The 21,728-nt window shown below is 46.4% G+C and carries 18 protein-coding genes and 1 pseudogene; 3 read left to right on the top strand and 16 right to left on the bottom strand.

The window, feature by feature from the left end:
- Nucleotides 1–97: 97 nt before the first annotated feature.
- From ACWGXJ_RS11090 to ACWGXJ_RS11075, 4 genes are all read right to left on the bottom strand, one after another.
- The gene (locus ACWGXJ_RS11090; RefSeq protein ID WP_013310069.1) at nt 98–988 is read right to left on the bottom strand and encodes a LysR family transcriptional regulator; all 891 of its coding nucleotides are present in this window, start codon (nt 986–988) and stop codon (nt 98–100) included.
- Between the two features lie 107 nt (nt 989–1,095).
- Nucleotides 1,096–1,626 carry an NADPH-dependent FMN reductase gene (ssuE, locus tag ACWGXJ_RS11085; protein ID WP_029519116.1) on the bottom strand — a complete coding sequence of 177 codons (531 nt, stop codon included), beginning with the start codon at nt 1,624–1,626 and terminating at the stop codon, nt 1,096–1,098.
- Between the two features lie 17 nt (nt 1,627–1,643).
- Entirely contained in the window at nt 1,644–2,984 is a 1,341-nt protein-coding gene (locus ACWGXJ_RS11080; protein ID WP_235308207.1) for an LLM class flavin-dependent oxidoreductase, read from the bottom strand.
- Nucleotides 2,985–3,025: 41 nt separating this feature from the next.
- Nucleotides 3,026–3,295 carry a glutaredoxin family protein gene (locus ACWGXJ_RS11075; protein WP_023988351.1) on the bottom strand — a complete coding sequence of 90 codons (270 nt, stop codon included), beginning with the start codon at nt 3,293–3,295 and terminating at the stop codon, nt 3,026–3,028.
- Nucleotides 3,296–3,567: 272 nt separating this feature from the next.
- On the opposite strand from ACWGXJ_RS11075, the gene ACWGXJ_RS11070 reads away from it, so the two are divergent.
- On the top strand, nt 3,568–4,437 hold the full coding sequence (locus tag ACWGXJ_RS11070; protein WP_061830366.1) for a DUF421 domain-containing protein: 870 nt from the start codon (nt 3,568–3,570) through the stop codon (nt 4,435–4,437).
- A gap of 86 nt (nt 4,438–4,523) precedes the next feature.
- Here the strand turns inward: ACWGXJ_RS11070 and ACWGXJ_RS11065 are convergent, their stop codons facing one another.
- The 6 genes from ACWGXJ_RS11065 to ACWGXJ_RS11040 all read right to left on the bottom strand — a co-directional run bounded on the left by ACWGXJ_RS11065 (nt 4,524) and on the right by ACWGXJ_RS11040 (nt 10,375).
- Complete coding sequence (locus tag ACWGXJ_RS11065) at nt 4,524–5,648, bottom strand: sensor histidine kinase (RefSeq protein WP_322171743.1); 1,125 nt, start codon at nt 5,646–5,648, stop codon at nt 4,524–4,526.
- The gene (locus ACWGXJ_RS11060; RefSeq protein ID WP_061830364.1) at nt 5,645–6,319 is read right to left on the bottom strand and encodes a response regulator transcription factor; all 675 of its coding nucleotides are present in this window, start codon (nt 6,317–6,319) and stop codon (nt 5,645–5,647) included. Before ACWGXJ_RS11060 ends, ACWGXJ_RS11065 begins: the two co-directional genes overlap by 4 nt.
- Before the next feature lie 61 nt (nt 6,320–6,380).
- The gene (locus tag ACWGXJ_RS11055; protein WP_250272002.1) at nt 6,381–7,196 is read right to left on the bottom strand and encodes an ABC transporter permease; all 816 of its coding nucleotides are present in this window, start codon (nt 7,194–7,196) and stop codon (nt 6,381–6,383) included.
- Complete coding sequence (locus ACWGXJ_RS11050) at nt 7,193–8,212, bottom strand: ATP-binding cassette domain-containing protein (protein ID WP_452566725.1); 1,020 nt, start codon at nt 8,210–8,212, stop codon at nt 7,193–7,195. Before ACWGXJ_RS11050 ends, ACWGXJ_RS11055 begins: the two co-directional genes overlap by 4 nt.
- A 232-nt stretch (nt 8,213–8,444) precedes the next feature.
- Nucleotides 8,445–9,805 (bottom strand): IS1182 family transposase gene (locus ACWGXJ_RS11045; protein ID WP_452566724.1). Its coding sequence is split into 2 segments (ribosomal slippage): nt 8,445–9,238 and nt 9,238–9,805, totalling 1,362 coding nucleotides; the frame shifts between segments, so codons are not numbered across the junction.
- Nucleotides 9,806–10,045: 240 nt separating this feature from the next.
- Nucleotides 10,046–10,375 (bottom strand): antibiotic biosynthesis monooxygenase family protein, encoded by a 330-nt coding sequence (locus ACWGXJ_RS11040; protein WP_250268162.1) that lies wholly within the window; start codon nt 10,373–10,375, stop codon nt 10,046–10,048.
- Between the two features lie 132 nt (nt 10,376–10,507).
- On the opposite strand from ACWGXJ_RS11040, the gene ACWGXJ_RS11035 reads away from it, so the two are divergent.
- Nucleotides 10,508–11,368: a LysR family transcriptional regulator gene (locus tag ACWGXJ_RS11035; protein WP_452566723.1), complete on the top strand. Its 861-nt coding sequence runs from the start codon at nt 10,508–10,510 to the stop codon at nt 11,366–11,368.
- Nucleotides 11,369–11,373: 5 nt separating this feature from the next.
- On the opposite strand, the gene ACWGXJ_RS11030 is transcribed toward ACWGXJ_RS11035, so the two are convergent.
- Nucleotides 11,374–12,561, bottom strand: a complete 1,188-nt coding sequence (locus tag ACWGXJ_RS11030; RefSeq protein WP_452566722.1) for a GTP-binding protein — start codon at nt 12,559–12,561, stop codon at nt 11,374–11,376.
- Nucleotides 12,562–12,695: 134 nt separating this feature from the next.
- Between ACWGXJ_RS11030 and ACWGXJ_RS11025 the strand changes: the two are divergent.
- A pseudogene (locus ACWGXJ_RS11025) lies at nt 12,696–12,890 on the top strand (multidrug resistance efflux transporter family protein); the annotation flags it as partial.
- A 186-nt stretch (nt 12,891–13,076) separates the two neighbouring features.
- Here the strand turns inward: ACWGXJ_RS11025 and ACWGXJ_RS11020 are convergent.
- The 5 genes from ACWGXJ_RS11020 to ACWGXJ_RS11000 form a co-directional block, all read right to left on the bottom strand.
- On the bottom strand, nt 13,077–14,051 hold the full coding sequence (locus ACWGXJ_RS11020; protein ID WP_452566721.1) for an aldo/keto reductase: 975 nt from the start codon (nt 14,049–14,051) through the stop codon (nt 13,077–13,079).
- A 401-nt stretch (nt 14,052–14,452) separates the two neighbouring features.
- Nucleotides 14,453–17,128 carry a YhgE/Pip family protein gene (locus ACWGXJ_RS11015; protein WP_452566720.1) on the bottom strand — a complete coding sequence of 892 codons (2,676 nt, stop codon included), beginning with the start codon at nt 17,126–17,128 and terminating at the stop codon, nt 14,453–14,455.
- Between the two features lie 157 nt (nt 17,129–17,285).
- Complete coding sequence (locus ACWGXJ_RS11010; protein ID WP_430151799.1) at nt 17,286–18,302, bottom strand: hypothetical protein; 1,017 nt, start codon at nt 18,300–18,302, stop codon at nt 17,286–17,288.
- A gap of 191 nt (nt 18,303–18,493) precedes the next feature.
- Nucleotides 18,494–19,045 carry a DUF2062 domain-containing protein gene (locus ACWGXJ_RS11005; RefSeq protein ID WP_028542387.1) on the bottom strand — a complete coding sequence of 184 codons (552 nt, stop codon included), beginning with the start codon at nt 19,043–19,045 and terminating at the stop codon, nt 18,494–18,496.
- 190 nt (nt 19,046–19,235) lie between these two features.
- Nucleotides 19,236–21,689, bottom strand: a complete 2,454-nt coding sequence (locus ACWGXJ_RS11000; protein WP_452566719.1) for a glycogen/starch/alpha-glucan phosphorylase — start codon at nt 21,687–21,689, stop codon at nt 19,236–19,238.
- Between the last annotated feature and the right edge of the window lie 39 nt (nt 21,690–21,728).

Raw genomic sequence — 21,728 nt, 5'->3', positions numbered from 1 at the left:
AATAATTAATAATTCCTATAAGTTTAATCGGTTTTAGGATGTGATTAATTTAACACCTGGAAACCTATACGTCAATCCATTAAGCCATAGAACTTTTCTATAACAAAACAGCACCCCGGAAACCTTCTGTCAGTGCATCTGCAAAATCCGAGGTCACTGCACAGTCTTCTTTGGTCGCTATTATGCTAATCTGCATCGACACACCAGCTACCTCTGGAACATGGATACGGAACAGTTTCTGATCTTTTACTTCACGGTTCACACAGACATCCGGCAAAAAGGCAATACCCGCTTCCTCCAATACCAGCTTTTTGGCCGTGACCACATTGTCTACCTGAAAAGCAATGTCCGGTGGTTGCTCCAGTGATTCAAAAGCGCGATGAATTCTCATCCAATCTAGTGATCCGCATTCGAAAAACACCAGTGTTTCACGTTGAATATCCTGTATGCTGGCCTTTCCTGTCTTCATAAACGGATGGCCGTCGTATACATACAGGGAAATCGGATCTTCATAAAAAGCAAGCGTACGGATAGCCGGATGCATCACTTTACGCACAAAACTAATGTCTACCTCACGGTTCAACAGTTTATGTACCAGTTGATCCGTCGTAGCCGTTACAATTTTGTAGTTAACCTCTGGATAACGGGCACGAAGCTGCTTTAATATTTCAGGAATGATGTAGTTCGACACCGATATCGTGCAACCAATTCGAATTTGCTGAGGGGCTTTCTTACGCTGTTGGAGCTTTTGTTTCCCTTTTTGCAGCACCTGAAGCATCTGCTCCGCATAAGGAAGAAACTTTCGTCCATCCTCCGTCAGAACCGTTTGCTTGCTTTGGCGGTCGAACAACTTGCATTCTAGCTCGCGCTCTAGCGTCTGAATCCGGGCTGTAACAGAGGGCTGGGACAAGAACAAGGCTTCTGCAGCCTTATTAAAGCTCCCATAATGATTCACGTATACAAAGGCTTCCATATTCTCGATATTCATACGCAAGTCCCCCAGTAAGTTTTATATACATTTATCCAATGAGTTAACTTGGTTTTTTGTATCATAAAACTCACTGAACGACCTGTCAATGGAAATATTGAAAATATCTATAATTTTAATAGCTCATTTAGTTCTTTAACAGAACGTTCCAACCGTGCAACCAATTCTTCCGACAACCCGTATGCTCCATCTGGCAGACGTTCGACCCACTGATCCACTGCATACACCCCGCCAAGAATATGTCTTCCGCCCAGTGCATTAATAACCGGCTTCAAGGCATAGTCAATGACCAGCAGGTGAGCCAGTGTACCTCCGATAAATAAAGGCAAGACTGGTTTCCCTCTTAGCCCCTCCTGCGGAACCAAATCCAGGAATATTTTCAATAGCCCTGAATAGGACGCCTTATAGACTGGAGAAGCCACAATAACGGCATCCGCTGCTGCAATCAATGCAAGTGATGCTGTGACGTCGGGGCTGTTAAAGTTAGCTGTGACCAGATCCTCCGCTGGCAAGTCGACCACATTCAGTAATGTGACCTCCGCTCCAGCCTGCTGCAACTGCTCCGTTGTATAGTTAATCAAGCCGTATAAACGGGATTGTGTAGACGGACTGCCTGATAGGATGACAACCTTGGACATATTTTTCCCTCCTTCTGTTATGCGTCAACCTTCACTTTGGATCTGGCTGCTGTATAGCGGTTCTCAGGAATAGGCACGCCCAGGTTTTCACGCAGTGTGCTAAATTCATAATCCTGACGGTAAATACCGCGTTCCTGCAAAATAGGCACAACCAGATTGACGAAGTCATGCAGACCCGATGGCACATCAGAACCAATAATGAATCCGTCTGCCCCTTTTCTTTCAAACCACTCCTGCACTTGATCCGCTACTTGCTCAGCGGTTCCAATAAAAGAGGTTCTCGGTGTAGCTGAACGCAATGCAACCTCGCGTAAGGTCAAATTTTGTTCCTTGGCTACTCGTTTGATTTTATCTGTACCGCTGCGGAACGCATTGCTGCCAATACCATCAAGCTCAGGGAATGGCTCATCCAGCGGATATTGTGAGAAATCATGATGATCGAAGAAACGTCCCAAATATTTTAACGCTGCCTCAATCGTCACCAGATTCGTGATCTCTTCATACTTACGTTCCGCTTCCTCCGTCGTGCTGCCAATAATCGGCGAAATGCCCGGCAATATGACAATATCCTCTTCGGATCTACCATAACGTACCGCACGTTCTTTCACATCACGATAAAACTGCTGCGCTTCCTCTAACGTTTCATGTCCTGTAAATACAGCATCCGCTTCCTTGGCGGCCAGGTTTTTGCCATCCTCCGAGGAACCTGCCTGGAAAATAACCGGCTGTCCCTGCTTGGATCGTCCAATGTTCAGCGGACCCTGCACAGAGAAAAACTCACCTTTATGGTTCAATGTATGCAGCTTTTCAGGATCAAAGAATACGCCGGCTTCCTTATCACGAACGAACGCATCCTCTTCCCACGAGTCCCACAGTCCTTTGGTAACCTGTAAATATTCCTCTGCAATTTTATAGCGCTGCGGATGCGACGGGTGCTCGCCTTTACTAAAGTTAAGGGCAGAGCCTTCCAGCGGGGAAGTCACCACATTCCAGCCTGCACGACCTCCGCTTATATGATCAATGGAAGAAAACTGGCGTGCTACCGTGAACGGTTCGCTATAGGAAGTCGACAGTGTGCCGACCAGTCCGATATGCTTCGTCACCCCAGCCAAAGCGGACAAAATCGTAATTGGTTCAAAACGGTTCAGAAAGTGGGGAATGGATTTTTCGTTAATGAACAGGCCATCTGCGATAAATACGAGGTCAAACTTCCCTTCCTCTGCCTTTTGCGCCTGCGTTTTATAAAATTCAAAGTTAACACTCGCATCCGCAGGTACTTCAGGGTGACGCCAAGTCGTCATGCTTCCCCCAACACCGTGAATAATCGCACCAAATTTAATTTGTCTATTCTTAGCCATAACTCTTCCACCTCTCTTGAAAATAATGATTTCCCGTCGGCTTATACCACTTGATTGTAACTTTCCAGCACTTTACCCAACTCTTCCAGATCCGGGTTGAGCAGTGCTTCATATTTATTATCCCCGCCTACCTCGACGACAGGGACATAACGAATACCATATTTGGTCTCCAGCACGTCACGCAGCGCATCATTTCCGTCCACTTGGATATTTTCATACGGCTGATTTTGGGATTCCAGGTACGATTTGATCTCTCCACAAAAATGACAGCCGGTTTTGCTCCACAATACAACTTTAGGTTTGGACGACATATACATACCTCCGTGAGCTTAATGTTTATAATCCCGATGAATTAAATAAGAATTATATTTATAATGTATCCTCCCCCCCTCCTTTCCGTCAATCGTTTGTTCAATAGAGAATGATAATTCATCGATAGAAAATTTTAATTTTATATCGTATTTCATCGCTTATTGGCAGCTTGGTTATTAAAATTTAGGGGAATTGGAGTTTAAATGTGCCTTGACGCGGATATCCTTGGAATAGTAGCGCCCTTGTGGCGAAATGAAATGAGGTTGAGCAAATGCAGGATTGGGCCGAGGTTGCTATACGCACATTAATGGCTGTCGCTATATTATTTTTAATCACCAAAATTCTTGGAAAACGTCAGGTATCCCAGCTTTCCTTGTTCGAATATATAACAGGAATCACAATAGGTAACCTGGCTGCTACCATTCCTATGGAGCGTGAATCCACCTGGTACCTAGGCCTCATAGCCTTGTCAGTATGGGTACTGACAACACTTGGCATTGAATTTTTGCAAATTAAAAGCAAGAAAATCAGAGATATAACAGATGGAAAGACGACAATCCTGATCAAAGACGGCAAAATTTTAGAGGATAATATGAAAAAGGAAAGGCTAACGCTAGATGAGCTCATGGAGCAGCTGCGGAGTAAAAATGTATTCAAGGTGGCAGACGTGGAATTTGCCATTATGGAGACCAGTGGTGCGATCAACGTACTGCCGATCAAAGACAAGCAGGCCGTGACGCTTAAAGATCTCAATATACAGCAATTACCGGAGAAGGAACCCACAGCAATCATTATGGATGGGCAACTTATGGAGCAACAAATGGCATATATGGGGATTACTCAACAATGGCTGGATGCCAAGCTAAAGGAAAAGAGCCTAACGGTCAAAGATGTGTTTTTCGCACAGGTGGACCCACAAGGGGAACTGTACATTGACCAATATAGTGATAATGTACAGCTAAGCAAGGTGCAGGATTCGAATCAAGCCGTGCTGACTTTGCTGGAACAATGCACAACGGAGTTGCAAAAACTCGCATCTGGTTCCAGTGAGCAACAAAGAAAACAGCTATATGAGCAATGCTCACAAAGCTTGAAAGAGGCTATACAGGAGATGCAGCCGGTAAATACATCTAAGTCCTGAGCAATACGCATATGCCATAAGAGTAGAAGCATGGGAACTAAAAAGGAGCGTCCTTCAGCCACTTATGGCTTTGAAGACGCTCCTTTTTAACTTACTGTGCCGGTGTACATTTCACAGTTGCTGCTGTCTTCCATTACTTTCTGGCGCAGCGGCAGCATAACTGTAAATACCGTTCCTTCTCCCACCATGCTGGATACAGAGATAGAGCCAGTATGCATCTCTGTTATTTTATAGGCAATGGACAGCCCCAAGCCGCTGCCTCCTGCAGTTCGGGCCCGTGACTGGTCTGCTTTATAAAATCGTTCAAAAATGCGCTGCTGATCCTGTTCGTTGATGCCCTGTCCCGTATCCGCAATGCAGATAACCGCCTGATCACCGTTACTTGAAAGAGAAACAGATATGCTTCCACCCTGTGGTGTAAATTTAATGGCATTGTGAAGAAGATTCACCCAAACCTGGCCCATCAGATCCTCGTCTGCGTTGACCTCAACTATATCCACCTCAACAGTCATCTCGATTTTTTTAGCCTCCCATTGCGGTTCGCAGGCGAGAATAAGCGAAATCAGCTGCTTGTCCAGCCGATAAAGGGACGGACGAAACGGATGCCGCTCCGAATCCAGAATCGCCAACTTCATGAGATTATCGCTTAGCTTGGATAGACGAATACACTCCGTCTCGATGATCGTCAAATACCGATCTCGCTGCTCACGATTCAGATTCTCGTCCTTGAGCGCTTTGGCGAATCCGATTATCGAGGTCAGCGGTGAGCCGATTTCATGGGATACGTTCGAAATAAACTCCTCCCGCAGCTTTTCCATAGCCTTTAAATTTGCAGCCATATCATTGATGCTGTCCACCAACTGTACATAAGGATGCGGCCTCCGATGTTTTCCGTTCCGCCCGCCGAGGTCCCAATCCAGGTTAATGTGAAAGTCTCCTTGCGAAATACGTTTTAAAGCATCGATCATTTCGGTAAAAGCGTGCTGTTCTCTAGGCTGGAAGAAACGCCTTACCGTCATACTGATAATACCGAAGAAGAAAAAGCCTAGCGTCGTATTCATAAGAAAGACGAACAAACCATGGGGAGCCCATGACATGTGCGAATAGATCGCCTCCATAATAAAGTACGCGGCAGCCCAGCTAAGATATAGCACCAATACTACCAGCAGGACTCTCGCAAGAATATGGAGTAACCCCGGTTCCCTCTTCATTGCCGTACCTCCAGCCGATAACCCAATCCCCGGATCGTACTGATCCGGAAGGAGTGGCTTACCTCCGGAAATCGTTCCCGAAGGCGTTTGATATGGACATCAACCGTTCTTTCGTCTCCCTCATAATCATAACCCCAGATCTGTTCGATCAGCTGGTCGCGGGTAAAGGTTTTGCCAGGATAGCTGGCCAACTTGAAGAGCAGCTCAAATTCCTTGAGCGGCAGGGTAATCTCCTTCTCTCCAGCCCGACACTCAAATGTATCGCTGCGCAGGACAAGATCGCCGACAGTTACTGATTTTGAAGCCATGATACGATAACGTTTTAATAAAGCCTTCACACGTGCGACAAGCACCATGGGGTCGAATGGCTTGACAAGATAGTCGTCCGTTCCGAGCGCGAAACCTTTCACGATCTGTGACGTCTCGCCTTTAGCTGTAAGCATAAGCAGCGGCAGGTCGGTTTGCTCTCGCAGCTTACGACACAGCTCCCAACCATCCATTCCCGGCATCATGATATCAAGAACAAGCAAATCGACCTTGATTTGATCAAAAATGCGCATCGCGTCCAAACCATCCACCGCCTCGACTACCTCCAGTCCTTCCATTCTCAAAAAGTGTCCGACCAGTTCACGAATATGCGGATCATCATCAACGACCAATACACGCGTCATTTCAATCCCCCCTAACTAACTCTGCCTTAAATCTCTCGTCCTCGTCAAGAAGACTGCCATCTTATGCTTTACGCATATAAGCACGCACCGTAAGCGGCGCGAAGATCGCCACAATGACTGTAGCGCCAAGTAGAGAGATCGCCAGTTCCCCGCCAATCGTTCCCGTATTCGCAAGCTCTCTGACTGCGTTCACAAGATGTGAAATCGGGTTGGCGTTCACAAACCACTGCAGCCAACCAGGCATTGTGCCCACAGGCACAAATGCGTTGGAAACAAAAGTGAGCGGAAACAGAACAATCATGGAGATGCCCTGTACACTAGAAGCAGTGCGGGCAATCACGCCAAAGAAGGCAAAAATCCAGCTGACCGCCCAGGAACACACAATGACCAGAAGCGCGGCGATAGCTACACTCAGCAGTCCTCCCCCTGGCTGATACCCCAAAATATACCCCATGGCGAAGGTAAGTACAGTTGCAATAGTATACCGGATACTGTCAGCCAGCAGAGCTCCAGCCAAAGGCGCAATACGTGCGATTGGGAGTGATTTGAACCTGTCGAACACTCCTTTGTCCATATCCTCACGTAGTTGGACGCCGGTAACGACGGAGGTCGAGATCACAGTCTGCACGAGGATGCCTGGAATAATAACCGGCAAATAATGCTGCACGTCTCCTGAGATGGCGCCGCCAAAGATATAGGTAAACATAAGGGTAAAAATGATCGGCTGGAGCGTGACATCAAACAATTGTTCGGGAGTATGCCGGATCTTTAGAATGCCCCGGTAGGCCATCGTCATGGAATTGGAGAACGCCTGCCTGAAACTCACAGACTTCTTCAATGTGCGATCAGAACCTGTCATAACAGTAGTACTCTTCATGCTCTAGCCCCCTCCACAGCATGCGCTCCTTGGGACGTCTGCTGCTTGTTTACTTGTGCTCCATGACCAGTGATGGACAAAAACACCTCGTCAAGCGTCGGCTTTTGCACACTCATCTCTGCTAGGCGAATCTCTCCAGTACGGAGGGCAATCAGCAGGTCCGTTACCCGATCTGCATTGGCCATCGGAGAAATAATCTTTCCAGCTTCCACTGACACGCTGGACTTGACTGAAAGCACCTGTTCAACGATCTGAACAGCTCTCTCAATGTCCTGTTGATTTTGCACTTTGAGTTGCAGAGTCGACGCCCCTACTGCCGCTTTCAGTTCATCCACCGTACCCTCAGCGACTACCCGACCATGATCGATCACCGCGATTCGATCAGCAAGTTGATCCGCCTCGTCGAGGTACTGGGTAGTGAGCAGTACGGTGGAACCGATCTTGACCAGACGCCGAATCGTGTCCCACATCTGGACACGCGTGCGCGGGTCTAATCCGGTGGTCGGCTCATCCAAGAAGATTAGCGGCGGCTTGGCAATGAGACTTGCGGCCAAATCCAGCCGGCGGCGCATACCTCCCGAGAAATGCTTGAGCGGTCGTTTGGCCGCTTCGGCCAAGCCAAATTCCTCCAGCAGCTCCGCTGCCTTATGACGCGCCTCGGCACGTCCCAGTCCAAGTAGCCTGGAGAAGATGATCAGGTTCTCGGTAGCGCTAAGCGACTCATCGACCGATGCGTACTGGCCTGTCACCCCGATCAATTGACGCACAACCTGCGGTTCCTTTACTGCATCGTGCCCGAAGATACGGGCCGATCCCCTATCAGGTCGTAATAACGTTGACAGCATTCGGATGGTAGTCGTTTTGCCTGCTCCATTAGGACCGAGCACCCCGTAGATCGTGCCAGCACGTACATTCAAATCGACACCGTCAACTGCATGCTTATCACCAAAAACTTTAACGAGTCCCCTTGCTTCAATGGCCAAGGTCTCTTTTCTGTCTGTATAATCCACATTCATATCCTCCCTATACGGTTTCTATAGAGAGGATAACCCACGTTTATGAACTGAATATGAATAGAACCGTTTACGTTTTCCAAAATTGATGATAATTTCTTTCTGACAGAGAAGCCAAAGAAGTCCCTATATGGGACTTCTTTGGCTTCACAGATTGTCGAGAAACCCCGTCTTTTGAGACGTGGGTTTCTTTTTCTTTACATCATAAGGCTCTGGTCTCTGGAGAAACAGGGGGTTACCCCTGTTTCTTCAGGCGATCCAGGTGGATCGCCATCTTCTTCATGTTCTGCACGGCTGCCGTCATAAGGGCTTGTTCTCTGACGTTTGGCAGACCGCGCAAACGGCAATAGCGAAACCCATGGAGCTCTTTGGCATCCGCGAAGCTTCGCTCAATCGTCTCTTTTCGTTTGCGGTACAGCCGTTTCCCAGATGGGCTTAGCCGGTTGCTCCGTACCCACTCTTTGCTGTCTTCCCAGACATGCCGAGTCACCACTTTGCGGTGGTTTCGAGACTGGGTACACTGGTCTAGCAGGGGGCAATGCTGGCACTGAGCTGGGTCAGAGACATACTGCCGGTATCCCTTACGGTCCGTCGTTCGGTAGGGCAGTTCCTGTTGGGCTGGGCATCTATACACATTGCGTTTGGCATCGTATTCAAACTTCCATTTCGGAAACAGCCCTTGTCTGGGATGGAATCTTCGGTGAGCAATCACGGCAAAAACCTTTCGGTTTTGCAAACCTCGGCAAATCGGCGTCGTTAAATAACCTGAATCTAGCGCAACAGCTTCTACTTGAAAACCAAAGCGTTCTCTTTGTCGATCCAAACGGGACAAATAGGGGACAGAATCATGTACATTCCCCGGCGTCACATGCACATCCGTAATCAGATTGTACTTCATATCCACTGTGCGGTGGTCCAGATAGAAGAAGCCTTCAGGCTTGCCATCACGGATCATATAGCCGCTGTCTGGGGCTGTTTTGCTCACTTTAATTTCTTTTTCTTCGTTCACTTCCTCTCGGGATTTTAAGGCTTTTTTCCGTGGCTTTTCCGGTCCTCCTTCACCGCTTCGTTAAGCTCGTCCATATAGTCTTTGGTATTCTGCAACACTTGTTCTTTGGTGTACTGGTGTCTGTTAGCATTGGCTTTGACGTGTGTGGAATCGGTGACGAGAACACGCCCACCCACCATTCGGTGAGAGATCGCCTGCAGCACAATTTCATCGAAGATATCTTGAAAGATCGTGGTGTCTTTAAAGCGAGTGCGACGATTCCAGCTAATCGTCGTATGGTCTGGAACCTTATCCGTTAAGCCCAGCCCCAGGAACCAGCGATAAGCCAGGTTCGTCTGAATTTCACGCTCGAGTTGTCGTTCTGAGCGAATGCCATAGAAATAACCGAGAAAGATCATTTTAAACAACGCGGTAGGATCAATGGCAGGACGCCCGTTGTCTGCACAATACAGCGGGCTTACCTTCTCATGAATAAAGGAGAAGTCTATATATGTATCCACTTTACGAAGCAGATGATCTTGTGGTACCAGTTCTTCCAGAGAAACCAATTCAAAAGATTGTTGTTGGTCTCGATGAGGTCGCAGCATATCAACACCGTCCGTTCTACAATAGTTACCTATATTATACAACATTAACGCGGTGTCGTCTTAAATAAAATGAACATAAAAAAAGCTGTCGAGACTTTCTCGACAGCCTGAGAAGCCAAAGAAGTCCCTATATGGGACTTCTTTGGCTTCATCTCATGGATGTCCTTTTAATGAATAATGGAAAACCTTTATTTCCAGATTCGGCTTCATGCTAAGCACTAACTTGGATATTGAACCTATTTACACTGTAAAAAAATAATCTCGTTCTACCTTGCTCACTCTTAAACCAAATGTTTTATACCACTCGGATTTCCCTTTTTCCTGCGCTACCTTGTGTAACTCGTTATGTTTCCAATTTTTTATAGCGTCCAGAGACTCCCAATAGGAAACTGTAATGCCTACTCCATTGTGGTCACGAACACTTTCCACACCTAGAAAACCTGGCTGTTGGGCAGCCAGTTCCACCATTTTGTCTCCCATCACTCCGTACCCGCTATCTCCTTCCGTACGTTCAGAAGTAAAGATAGCCGCATAATAGGGCGGACGAGGAGTTTTAGCAATTGAATTCATATGACCCTCCTAAAACAAAATTAAATAACCTTTCTTTAATTTGATTATAATCATAAATATTAAATAAAAAAAATGAATATATCTGATATGATACATGAATATATTTCATAAAAAATAGGAGTGAACACGAATTTGTTTAAATATAAGATTTTTCTTTGCGTAGTTGAAATGGGAAGTTTCACAAAGGCCGGGGAAGTTTTAAATCTTACACAATCAGCAATCAGCCATGCGATCTCTGGACTGGAACATGAATTAGGGTTGACTCTTCTGATCCGAGGTCGTTCAGGCATCAGATTGACCAATAACGGGGAAAGATTAATGAAGCGATTTAGAGAGATCGTACAAATGGACGAAAAGCTCTACCAAGAGGTAGCTTTAATTAAAGGATTGGAAATCGGAACCGTAAAGATCGGCACATTTTCAAGCGTCTCTATTCATTGGCTGCCCCGTATTCTAAAAAAATTCAATGAGCAGTTTCCTCTTATTGAAATAAAACTGCTCGATGGGAACTACCATGAAATTGAGAGCTGGATAGTCAGTGGGGAAGCTGATTTCGGCTTTGTGAACCTACCCACGTTAGACGCATTAGAGGCATTGCCATTAAAAGAAGAAAGCATGCTTTGTCTACTTCCTTCCGATCATATTCTTGGAAATCAAGCCTCAATTCGAATAGAACAGCTCAGAGATGAGCCTTTCATTATGCCTGTTGCAGGCTGTGACACCGATGTAAGAAATATTTTTTCACAGCATAGTATGTCACCTAAAATCAAATATGAATTAGAAGATGACCATGCGATTATGGCTATGGTGCAGAATGGCCTAGGCGTGAGTATTCTTCCTGAAATGATCCTGTCTGACATTCCTTACGACATCTCTATTCGACCTTTGGACGAAAGGCATTCCCGTACTATCGGTATCGCTACCGCTTCCTTAAAAAATGTTTCTCCAGCCGCTAAAAAATGTATGGACTTTATTACTGAATGGATCAACTAGCTTCATCATGTCGGCCAAGGAAGCGGATTCTCAAAACTGGACCAGTCCATATCCATTTCGTTATCGTTCAGTAGGCATTCATCTAGCTCTTCTTCCAAGTCCGGTCGATTCATTCCGATACCTATCATGACGATTTCGTTCATGCGGTCGCCCCATTGTTCATCCCAATGGTCCAGAGCCTCAGGATCGGCTGCCACGATCTTCTGCCGTTCTTCTTCAGATAACGCAGCAAGCCAGCTTCCCGCAGGGCCAAATTGAATAGATGGTCCTGCCTGGCTAATACTCGCTGCCCAATCCTGCGGGGTTGCAATCCAAGCCAAACCTTTGGCGCGAACGACCTCCTGCGGCCAGTAATTCATAAATTCAGCCAATCTCGCAGGATGAAATGGTCTTCTACGGCGATATACAAAGGAATTGATCCCATATTCGTCTGTTTCCGGTGTATGGCTTTCAAGCTCTAGCTCCCGAATCCATCCAGCGGATTGACTAGCTTTGTCAAAATTGAACAGCCCTGTATTCAAAATGTCCGAAGGAGCGACCTTTCCCTTAGAAGTTCGAATGATTCGGGCTTCAGGCTGTAATCTCCGTAGCACACCCTCCAGCTTGTCCAGCTCCTCAGGCTGAACCAGATCGCACTTATTCAGAATCAATACATCACAGGTTTCAATCTGGTCAATCAGCAAGTCCGAGATATCACGCGTGTCGTCTTCACCAGTAGCCTGCCTGCGATCCAATAGCGTTTCTCCTGATTCAAAATCATGCCAGAAACGGTTCGCATCAACTACGGTCACCATGCAATCCAGTTTTGCCAGCGAAGCCAAATCAATGCCAGTTCCTTCATCAACGTATGTAAAGGTTTGAGCGATTGGCACGGGTTCACTGATGCCTGTAGATTCGATTAAAATATAATCAAAATCGCCTTGTTCCGTCAGCTTCTTAACCTCCAGTAATAAATCTTCACGCAATGTGCAGCAAATACAACCATTAGACAACTCGACCAGTTTTTCTTCTGTTCTGGACAAGCCGCCCTCTTTTTTAACCAGCTCAGCATCTATATTCACTTCACTCATGTCGTTGACGATGACTGCCACTTTCATTCCGTCCCGATTGTTTAATACATGATTCAAAATCGTTGTTTTTCCTGCACCCAAGTATCCGCTCAACACGGTTACCGGTATTGGTTTCTTATTCATCGCTGGTACGCTCCCTTGAATATTAGCTTTTCATTCTTTTAAATCGTAATAATTACTATTAACATTAACTTTCAGTAATATACAGCATCCCTTTTGCCTTGTCAACTGTGGAGAAACTCTTGAAATGAATAATCTATCCATTAAATAATCGTAAAATGATGGAAGCCTGTGCGGGACGATTGGATGCCTATCAACGTGTGCTCGGGATGACATTAGCCAGCTTCCCCTTCTGGTTATTGCTTTCGTTATATGGAGTTTTCAGCGCGGGAATGCCAAGTAAGGAACAGACGGTACAGTCCGCCTTGGTGGCTGTGTTTTCAGGGGTGATCCACTCAGCAAATAATATCTAAAAAGATAGATCCCGTTTAGCGTATATTTATTCTTGCCATGGTCGTTCAAGTGTGGATCAGGCACCAGAAAAAAAGCAGCAGATCAGGAGCTTCCTCTTTGATCTGCTGCTTTTTGCCGATTATTTCTCACAAAGAATGATGCTTTATGACGAGTACGAAGTATGATTACCAAGCGTAGGCTTCTGGCGCAGGTTTTCCCGGACCGGGGAAAATCTCATTCAGCTTGGCAAGCACATCTTCGCTCAATTTGACCTCAGGTACCCGTAGAGCATCCTCTAACTGTTCTAAGGTCCGTGGTCCGATAATTGGAGCCGTTACGGCCGGATGGAACAGTACCCAAGCCAGTGCAATCACGTCTTCCTTTTCACCCAGCTCGCGGGACAATGCTGCAAATTGCTCCAGCTTCGCACGATTCTGCTCCACCTTTTCTTTGGCGCGTGCGCTGCGAGAACCAGTACCTGCTAACGCATTCCGTCCCAGCAGTCCGCCCGCCAGCGGGCTCCATGGAATCACACCCAGACCCAGCTCCTGAGCTGCCGGTAATACTTCAAGCTCAGCGGAACGTTCGTTCAGATTGTACAAATGCTGCTCGGATACAAGCCCCAGAAAACGTCGTGCCTTCGCTTCGGCTTGCGCCACCGCAATATGCCAGCCTGCAAAATTACTAGAACCGATATAATCAACCTGTCCGCGATCCACCACGGACTCGAATACGCCCCATAGTTCATCCCATGACACATTACGGTCAATGTGATGCATTTGATATAGCTCTACATGGTCGGTTTGAAGACGTTTCAGCGACGCGTCCAAATGACGGCGAATTTTGTAAGCAGACAATCCTGATCCTGCATTGGGTCCGTCATGTTCATTTTTCATATCTCCGTATACCTTCGTTGCCAACACGACTTTCTCGCGTCTTCCGCCGCCCTGCTGGAACCAACGTCCGATAATTTCCTCTGTCCAACCTTTACGATCATGGCCATATACATTAGCTGTATCAAAAAAGTTAATGCCTGCATCCAGTGCGGCATCCATAATTTTAAACGCATCCTTTTCTTCGGTTTCCGGTCCGAAATTCATCGTGCCCAGACATAACCGACTAACCTTCAAGCCTGACTTTCCTAAGTATGAATACTCCATACTATCTCCCGCCTTTGCTTAAGGATTTTAAAACTCCGCAAAATGACATGCCAAAAAAGACCATACTTCGTTTATTCACCAAATCAAACTCCTTTGAAACACCTCAAAATCAATTTAAAGGGATAGCGCATGCAAAAAAGCCCCACGCACCGCCGAAGCAGCAAGCGCGAGGCCATCTCCCCTTATACTACCCTCCAAATATTAAAAGAAGTGACTTTACGGTGGTTACCAGCGGAGCGGAGAATTTGAATCTGGAGAAGCGAAGCGTTCGCCTTTGCCACGGGATTCTTACCTTTTCATGTCTATCTAATCCAAAGAATCCAGTGGCAACAGCGATCGTAAGATCAAATCCTTCGCGGAGCGGCTCACTTCAACCACCGTAACTCATTCTTTTTTTACAATCAAGGAATCAATTTCGTTTCTTTCGCTCGCTCGGCCATTTTTTTCGTATGCTTGCTGAGCGGCTTCTTAAACACCAATCCAAACAGGAAGCAAACACCGATAAATACAAACAGCATCACCACATCCCGTGTCACCGTTGAAGGCAACATCCCTCCTACTGTCTCTCGTAACAGACTAACCGCATAGGTGAATGGTACAAACGGATTCAGCGCCTGAAAGAACGGTGTACTCGTCGCAATCGGGAATGTCCCTCCTGAACTGGAGAATTGAAGCACCAGTAGGATGACTGCCAGTCCCTTGCCGATATTGCCGAACACAGAAACTAGTGTATAGGTCATCGCCGTAAACACCAGACTGATCAGCATAGAGGACAGTACAAAAGCTATTTTGGCATCCACATACGCCCCGAGCAGGAACAAGTCACCGAGAGATACGCTCAGCGCCTGAAAAATACCAATCGTGGAGAATGTCATAAGCCGTCCGAAATACACTTGGTAGCTTTTAAATTGTCCTTCCGGGTCATCCACATCTACCCTAAACATCGAGACCAGTAGCATCGCACCCACCCAAATCGACAATGTAGTGTAAAAAGGTGACATCGCCGAACCATAGTTGGGGATTGGGTATATCCGTTCCTGCTTCAACGATACCGGACTGCCGAGAAAATCACTTTCCTTTTTCACATCCCCCTTGAGCAATGCAATAGCGCGTCCGAGCGCATTTTCGCCCTTAAGCTTGCGAATTGTGTCTGCAGCCTGGCGTATGGAATCCTCGGCAGCTGGAAGATCGGTCCTTACAAAATTGGCTACTTGGTGTACCGCTTTTTCAGCTTCAGGAAATTTATTTTCAATTAAATCAGCCATTTTGACAAACTGTTGTTCCGCTTTGGGCAAATCATTACGCACAAAATCTGCTACCTGATGAATTTTATTTTTAACCGCCGGCAAATCGTTATTTACGAAGTCTGCCGCTTTGTTCACAGCATTCGTAAACTCGCCCATACGTCCCTGAATCGTCGTCGCCGCTTCATGCAGTTTTTGACGGTATTGTGGCAGATCCTGCTGGAGACGTGTTAGCTCTTGCTGACCGAATTCTGCTGCAGCCTGTGCGTCATTCAATAGCTTTTCAATATTCGGTAGCTGCTCTTGAGCTGTAGTCAGCACATTGGCAGAATTGCGGGCAACGGATTTGATCTGATCCAGCGCCTTTTGAATGGCGGGTGCATACTCCGTATCATAATTGCCCAAAATGCTGTCAATTTCGCTACTGATTTCTCCTGCCAGGCGATCAGTGTCATCCAGCAGATTTTGCGCAGGCTTTTCACCGCGCTGAATGGCATCCCCGATGCTAGTTACTGTGCTATTCAGACGACGGAAACGATCCTCCACCCCGCTCACACGGGAAATAAGTGAATCCAGAGGTTGACTTGGCAAGTATCCGTTCACACGGTTCAGCAATTGAGAAATATGATCCAGCACCCCCACGGCAGTTGTCAGCCTACCGCTGACACGATTCACCGCAGCTTGTGCTGCTTTAGGATCAAAATCCACACCACGAATGATGTCTGTAATCTGAGAAACTTCATTCGCGATTTGTTGTACCAGCTGTAAGTCTTCTTTAACTACTGTACCAATCGAATCAAGCGCACCCTCATTTTTGTCCAGAAATTCAAGTAAACCGGTTGTAAAGTCTTTGCCTGTGTCCGCTATTTTCTGTACTTCTGGCAATGCCTTCTGGGCAGCATTAATAACTTTAAGAGCCGTTTGCGTGTCCTCTAGGGCGGTGGCCAGTGCGCTTTCTACCTTGCTGAAATTTTGATCCAGTTCAACAATTCGATCACCGGCCTTTTGAATATCTGGTAGTCTTTTTTGGATATCCAAAATAACAGTGGCTACCTTGTCCAGCTCAGGCATGTTTTTGTCAATTTTTAGCACCAGGTCACCGGCACGGTTAATTTCAGGAATTTTCTCCTTCAATGCAATGATCTTTTGTCCCTGTGCCTTTATTTTCGGCAAATTTTGCTCCAGTTCCAATGCCTGTTTGCCCAACCTTTCGATATCCGGCAATCGATTATTCAGCTCCAACACCCGGTTCTCAATGTTACGAATCGTCGGGAGCTCCTCCTCCAACTTGACTCCGGCTTCCTTCAACTTTGTCAATACGGCCTGGCTGGCAGTTTCAATAAAGTTTTGGCTAATCTGGTTCGTCAGAGAGGTTGCCCCCGAAGATGTAATTTTCGGAGCTACTGCATTAATTTTTTCATTTACGGCGTAATCAATTTCCGGCTTTTGCGGATTTTCCGTCAGCACACTCGTAATTTTCTCTGAAAAATCTTTAGGGATCAGCAGGCTGGCATAATAATCACCATTCAACACACCTTTTCGTGCTTCCGCTTCATTGACAAAAGTCCAACCCAGCTTCTTGTTATTTTGAAGGTTATGCAAAACCTCATCGCCGATATTAATCTTTTTACCATTCACTTCTGCACCCTGATCTTGGCTGGTTACTGCAATTTTAATCCCAGATGTATTCGCATACGGATCCCACATCGCTTTCAAATTCACCCATGCATAGACGGAAGGCAAAAGAATGATGCCAATGACTAATAAAGTCCCGGTCGATACTTTGAATACATTTCTCCAGTCTGTTAAGTAGATTTGCCATATCTTCCGCAACTTCATCACTCCTCGTATGTACATTAACCTGTCGTCCATTGTTGTATGCACACGTATTGTAAATGATTCGAGCGAATGAAGCCAATCCTGTTACAAAATATGTAAAAAGCGTACGACACTTATAGAGATCATACGCTTTTCAATAAAATCAATCTGCTTAATTTCGAACTCCATTCGCGGGCATAGCCTCTAGGGAATAAAATGCTCCTTTTTTATTGATTTTTCCCACAACAGTAACCCCGCCTTTTTTGGAGAATGTATACTCGTTATCCTTCATTTTTACGGTGTATCCTTTCAGGTTAATTCCAAAAAGGGATTGTACTTTCGATTTGGCGGCTGCAAGTGCCTGGGTTTTGCTGAGCCTTGGCTTGGCAAATGCTTTGGCAAAGCCCTTATCTCCATCCCAGTCCATACCATACTCACTTTTTACGGCCCATACTTTACCGGTTTTTACACCAATCAGTACGTTGTTTGATCCACCATCGTCCCGGAAGTTCCAGACAGTATCCTTACCTTCCTGCTGACGAAGCACGTATTCAAACGGCTTGATTGTAGCCATACCAAGTGTTTTAAGCGAACGGTTCGCTTTGTTGGTTAAGGCAGCTTTAAAGTCTTTGAGCGAATACATAAAGCTGGCTGTTATTTGATTTCCATGATCAAGATCAATATAAATGCTTTGATCATTCCCCCACAGCACCCAATAATTTTGGAGTCCTACTTCGTCTACCGGGGAATATACGCGCCAGATGGCCTCCGTTTTAAAAACTTTATCGGTATCGAATGATTTCAGGAAAGATGCAACCTTGCTGCGCAGGTTATGATCCATAACTTTGTTCATATCAGCGGAATCATAGATGATGCTGGTCGACTGCACGATTCCTTTTTTGGAATCATAATTTTGGATAAAATCAGCATTAGCTGTGCCGCGCAAAGTTCCGTTTATAATCCGTGAATCAAAAGCAGTCTCGACACTTGTAAACTCTATCGTTTGCTTCCCGGCCAATTTGTTCAACACATCCGTTAATCGTTTGGTGACAGTCTGATCCAGTTTAACCGTGGTTTGTGCGGTTTGAACTTTGTCAGCAGCGGGCTGCTGTGCCAATGCCATTGGCGCCGATCCTAAAAGTATTGATATTGCCGCCGCAGTTACTGTGACAGAACTCCATTTTTTCATTCAGTCCATTTCCTCCTGTTGTCTACAAAAAATTCTTTAATGATTAAAGCACACATATCCCTTAGACGTGTCACAAAAGTAAAAAGTTGCTACCTACTCTAATCGCTCTTCAAGCCTCATCCAGAAATCCCAAACCAAAAGAAGCCCCTTAGGCCTAATTTATAGGCTCAAGGAGCTTCTCATTCACTACATTATCCATTCTTCAGCAGTCTGGCCGCCGAAAATGCTGCACCATGACGCAACTTCCGCTTTTCCAACCGTTTGTGCAGCGAACGATTATACAGAACCTGAATGACAAAATACGAGATAATGCCCAGCACCACACCGAAAATCGACATGCCGATCAGGATGTGCAAGCCTCCGTGCAGCAAGTCTCTGAATACAGACCAGTTGCCGTGAAACAGCTCCATAAAAGAATGCTCGTGAAGTCGTCCGCCCCTGACATGTACCGGATAATGAGATGGATAAATCCAAGCTCCCACTTGCTTGGCGAATGGCATCAGTACAATTGGCAAAAAGGTCAGCTTACCTACAACGTTACCCACAATGGCCGCAGGCAGCGAGCCGCCAGAGAGACGAACAATCGGATAAAAAACAAGGTATACCAGAGAAGCCGTGGAAATCACGATCATCTCCAACGCAAAGCCAATGGCGAAGCCCAAAGAAATCTTTTTAACTCCACCAGGGGCGCGCAACAGCTTGATGAAATTCAGCCGAATCGCACGCCATATATTTTGAAACATATTATATTTCTTCTTCGATTTATGAGGTTTGAGCCTTTTCGGATTGAGCTTTATCAATAGGAGGACTCCTTCAACAGTACTATTCAAGTTCAGGAATGAGTCAATACAGCTCCCATCCTTACTTATGTCTATACTGTCATTATAACCCTCAGCGTTCGAAAAGCAATGTTATTCCGCCTGTTTCGCCGTTTTAGGACAGAATTCGCTTGTTGACATCGTTTTGGAGAGGTACAATGTCCCAAATCTCAGTTGCATACTGCTGAATCGTACAATCACTAGAAAATTTCCCGGAATGGGCCATGTTCACAATAACACGCCGAGTCCACTCCGAGGGATTCCGATACACTTGTTCAATGTCAACCTGTGTATCCACATAGGATGCGAAGTCCTTGAGCACAAAGTATTCATCATTATGATCAATCAGGGATTGATAAATGGCCTCAAATTCCCGTTCATGCCGCGTAAAAGGAGCATCGTTCACGAGTTGATCCAACACTTCACGCAGTCTTTCGTCACTGTTGGCTGTTTTGCGCGCCGAATACTGGCCGTCTCGGTAATATGCCTCGATCTGATCCACCTTCAATCCAAAAATGAACATGTTGGCATCGCCTACCATTTCATGCATTTCAACATTGGCTCCGTCCAATGTACCTATTGTGAGCGCACCGTTCATCATAAATTTCATGTTCCCTGTGCCTGAGGCTTCCTTGCCTGCCGTGGAAATCTGCTCACTGACATCCGCCGCAGGAATAATCAGCTCGGCTAGCGAGACCGAATAATTTTCAAGGAAAACGACTTTCAGCTTGTCCTTGACATCTACATCCCGATTGATCGTGTCCGCCACGTTGTTAATGAGCTTGATCGTCTGTTTGGCGAGAAAATAACCGGGGGCGGCTTTGGCTCCAAAAACAAACGTGCGTGGCGTCACATCCAGGCCAGGATTACTTTTAAGCTGACTGTATAAATGCATCACATGCAAAATGTTGAGCAGCTGTCGCTTATAACCATGCAACCGTTTGACCTGTACATCAAAAATGGAGGACGTATCCAGCCGCACGCCCTGTTTTGCAAAAACATGCTCAGCGAGCCTGACTTTATTATTTCGCTTAATCGCCTGTATCCGTTCTTTGAACGACTCGTCCCCACTGTAACGAAGCAGGTCGATGAGCTCCCTTGGACGGGTCCTCCAACGTGTGCCGATGGTCTCATCGTACAAGCTTGCCAGCTCCGGGTTGGCATGTATTAGCCAGCGGCGATGGGCAATCCCGTTTGTTTTATTATTAAAACGGTCAGGGTACAGCTCGTGAAACGACTTCATCTCTCGTTCCTTTAATATTTGCGTATGCAGCGCAGCTACCCCATTAACGCTGTAGCTGCCGACGATTGCCAAGTGAGCCATACGGATTTGTTCACCGTGAATAATCGCCATTTCACCAATTTTGATGTCCTGACCCGGGTAACGCTCCAGTAGCATAGCGCAATAACGTTTGTTCATTTCTTCAATGATCAAGGAAATGCGAGGAAGTAGCTCCCGTACCATATTGACAGGCCATTGTTCCAGCGCCTCACTTAATATCGTATGATTCGTATAAGAAACGGTTCGCGTCGTAATATCCCATGCATCGTCCCAGCCCAAGCCCTTCACGTCTATCAGAATACGCATCAGTTCCGGTATAACCAGCGTCGGATGTGTATCGTTAATGTGCAGTGCTATTTTATCGGGCAACTGGCTATAAGGTAAACGAAGCTTCTCGAACGTACGTAAAATACTTTGCAATCCGGCCGAGCACAGGAAATACTGCTGCTTCAAGCGAAGCAGCTTTCCCTCATAATTGGAGTCATCCGGATATAGAAATGCCGAGATGGATTCCACCGATCGATTGTAGTCGAGAAAGCGGTAATAACCGCCCTCGCCTCGAATCGGTCCTCGAACGGGATCAAGCGCTGATTCCGCACTCCAAATCCGCAGCGTATTCACCTGCGCATGACCATAGCCCACCAGCGGAATATCGTAAGGGACAGCCCAGACTGTTTCGGCATCCTGTGTCTCGAATACAAGACGTCCCTCCTGTTCACGGGTTTCCACTCTTCCCCAAAAATGAACCTCGACCTTTTTGTCAGGACGGCGTTCCTCCCAGACATTCCCTTTCTGTAGCCAGTAATCCGGCAGTTCAACCTGATTTCCATCCACAATACGCTGTTCAAACAGACCATATTTATATCGGATGCCGCAGCCATGTCCTGCATAGCCAAGGGATGCCAGCGAGTCCATGAAGCAAGCCGCCAGACGGCCGAGACCACCATTGCCTAGCCCCGCGTCCGCCTCCTGTTCTTCGATTTCCTCCAGATCCCAGCCCAGTTCACCCAATGCCTGCCGAACCATATCCAGTACGCCCAAATTCAGCAGATTACTGCCCAGTAGACGACCTATCAAAAATTCCAGTGAAAAATAATAAATCTGCTTCTCTTGTCCTTCTTTGTAGGCTTGGTTCGTTTCTGCCCAATTCTTGCCGACTTGTTCACGAATCATGCCACCCAAAACCTTATATACGTCTTCCGACTGAGCCTCCTGCATCGGTTTGCCCAGCCTTCCGACCAGTTGCTCTCGAAAAGCCTGCTTAAAAGCTTCCTTATTGCTGAACAAAGTTGTACCTCCTGTTATTTCCGTTTTAATGGCTAAGTA

The sequence above is a fragment of the Paenibacillus sp. S33 genome (assembly GCF_053615415.1).
The sequence above is the reverse complement of the archived record's forward strand: the minus strand, read 5'-3'. Positions and strand labels throughout refer to the sequence as shown.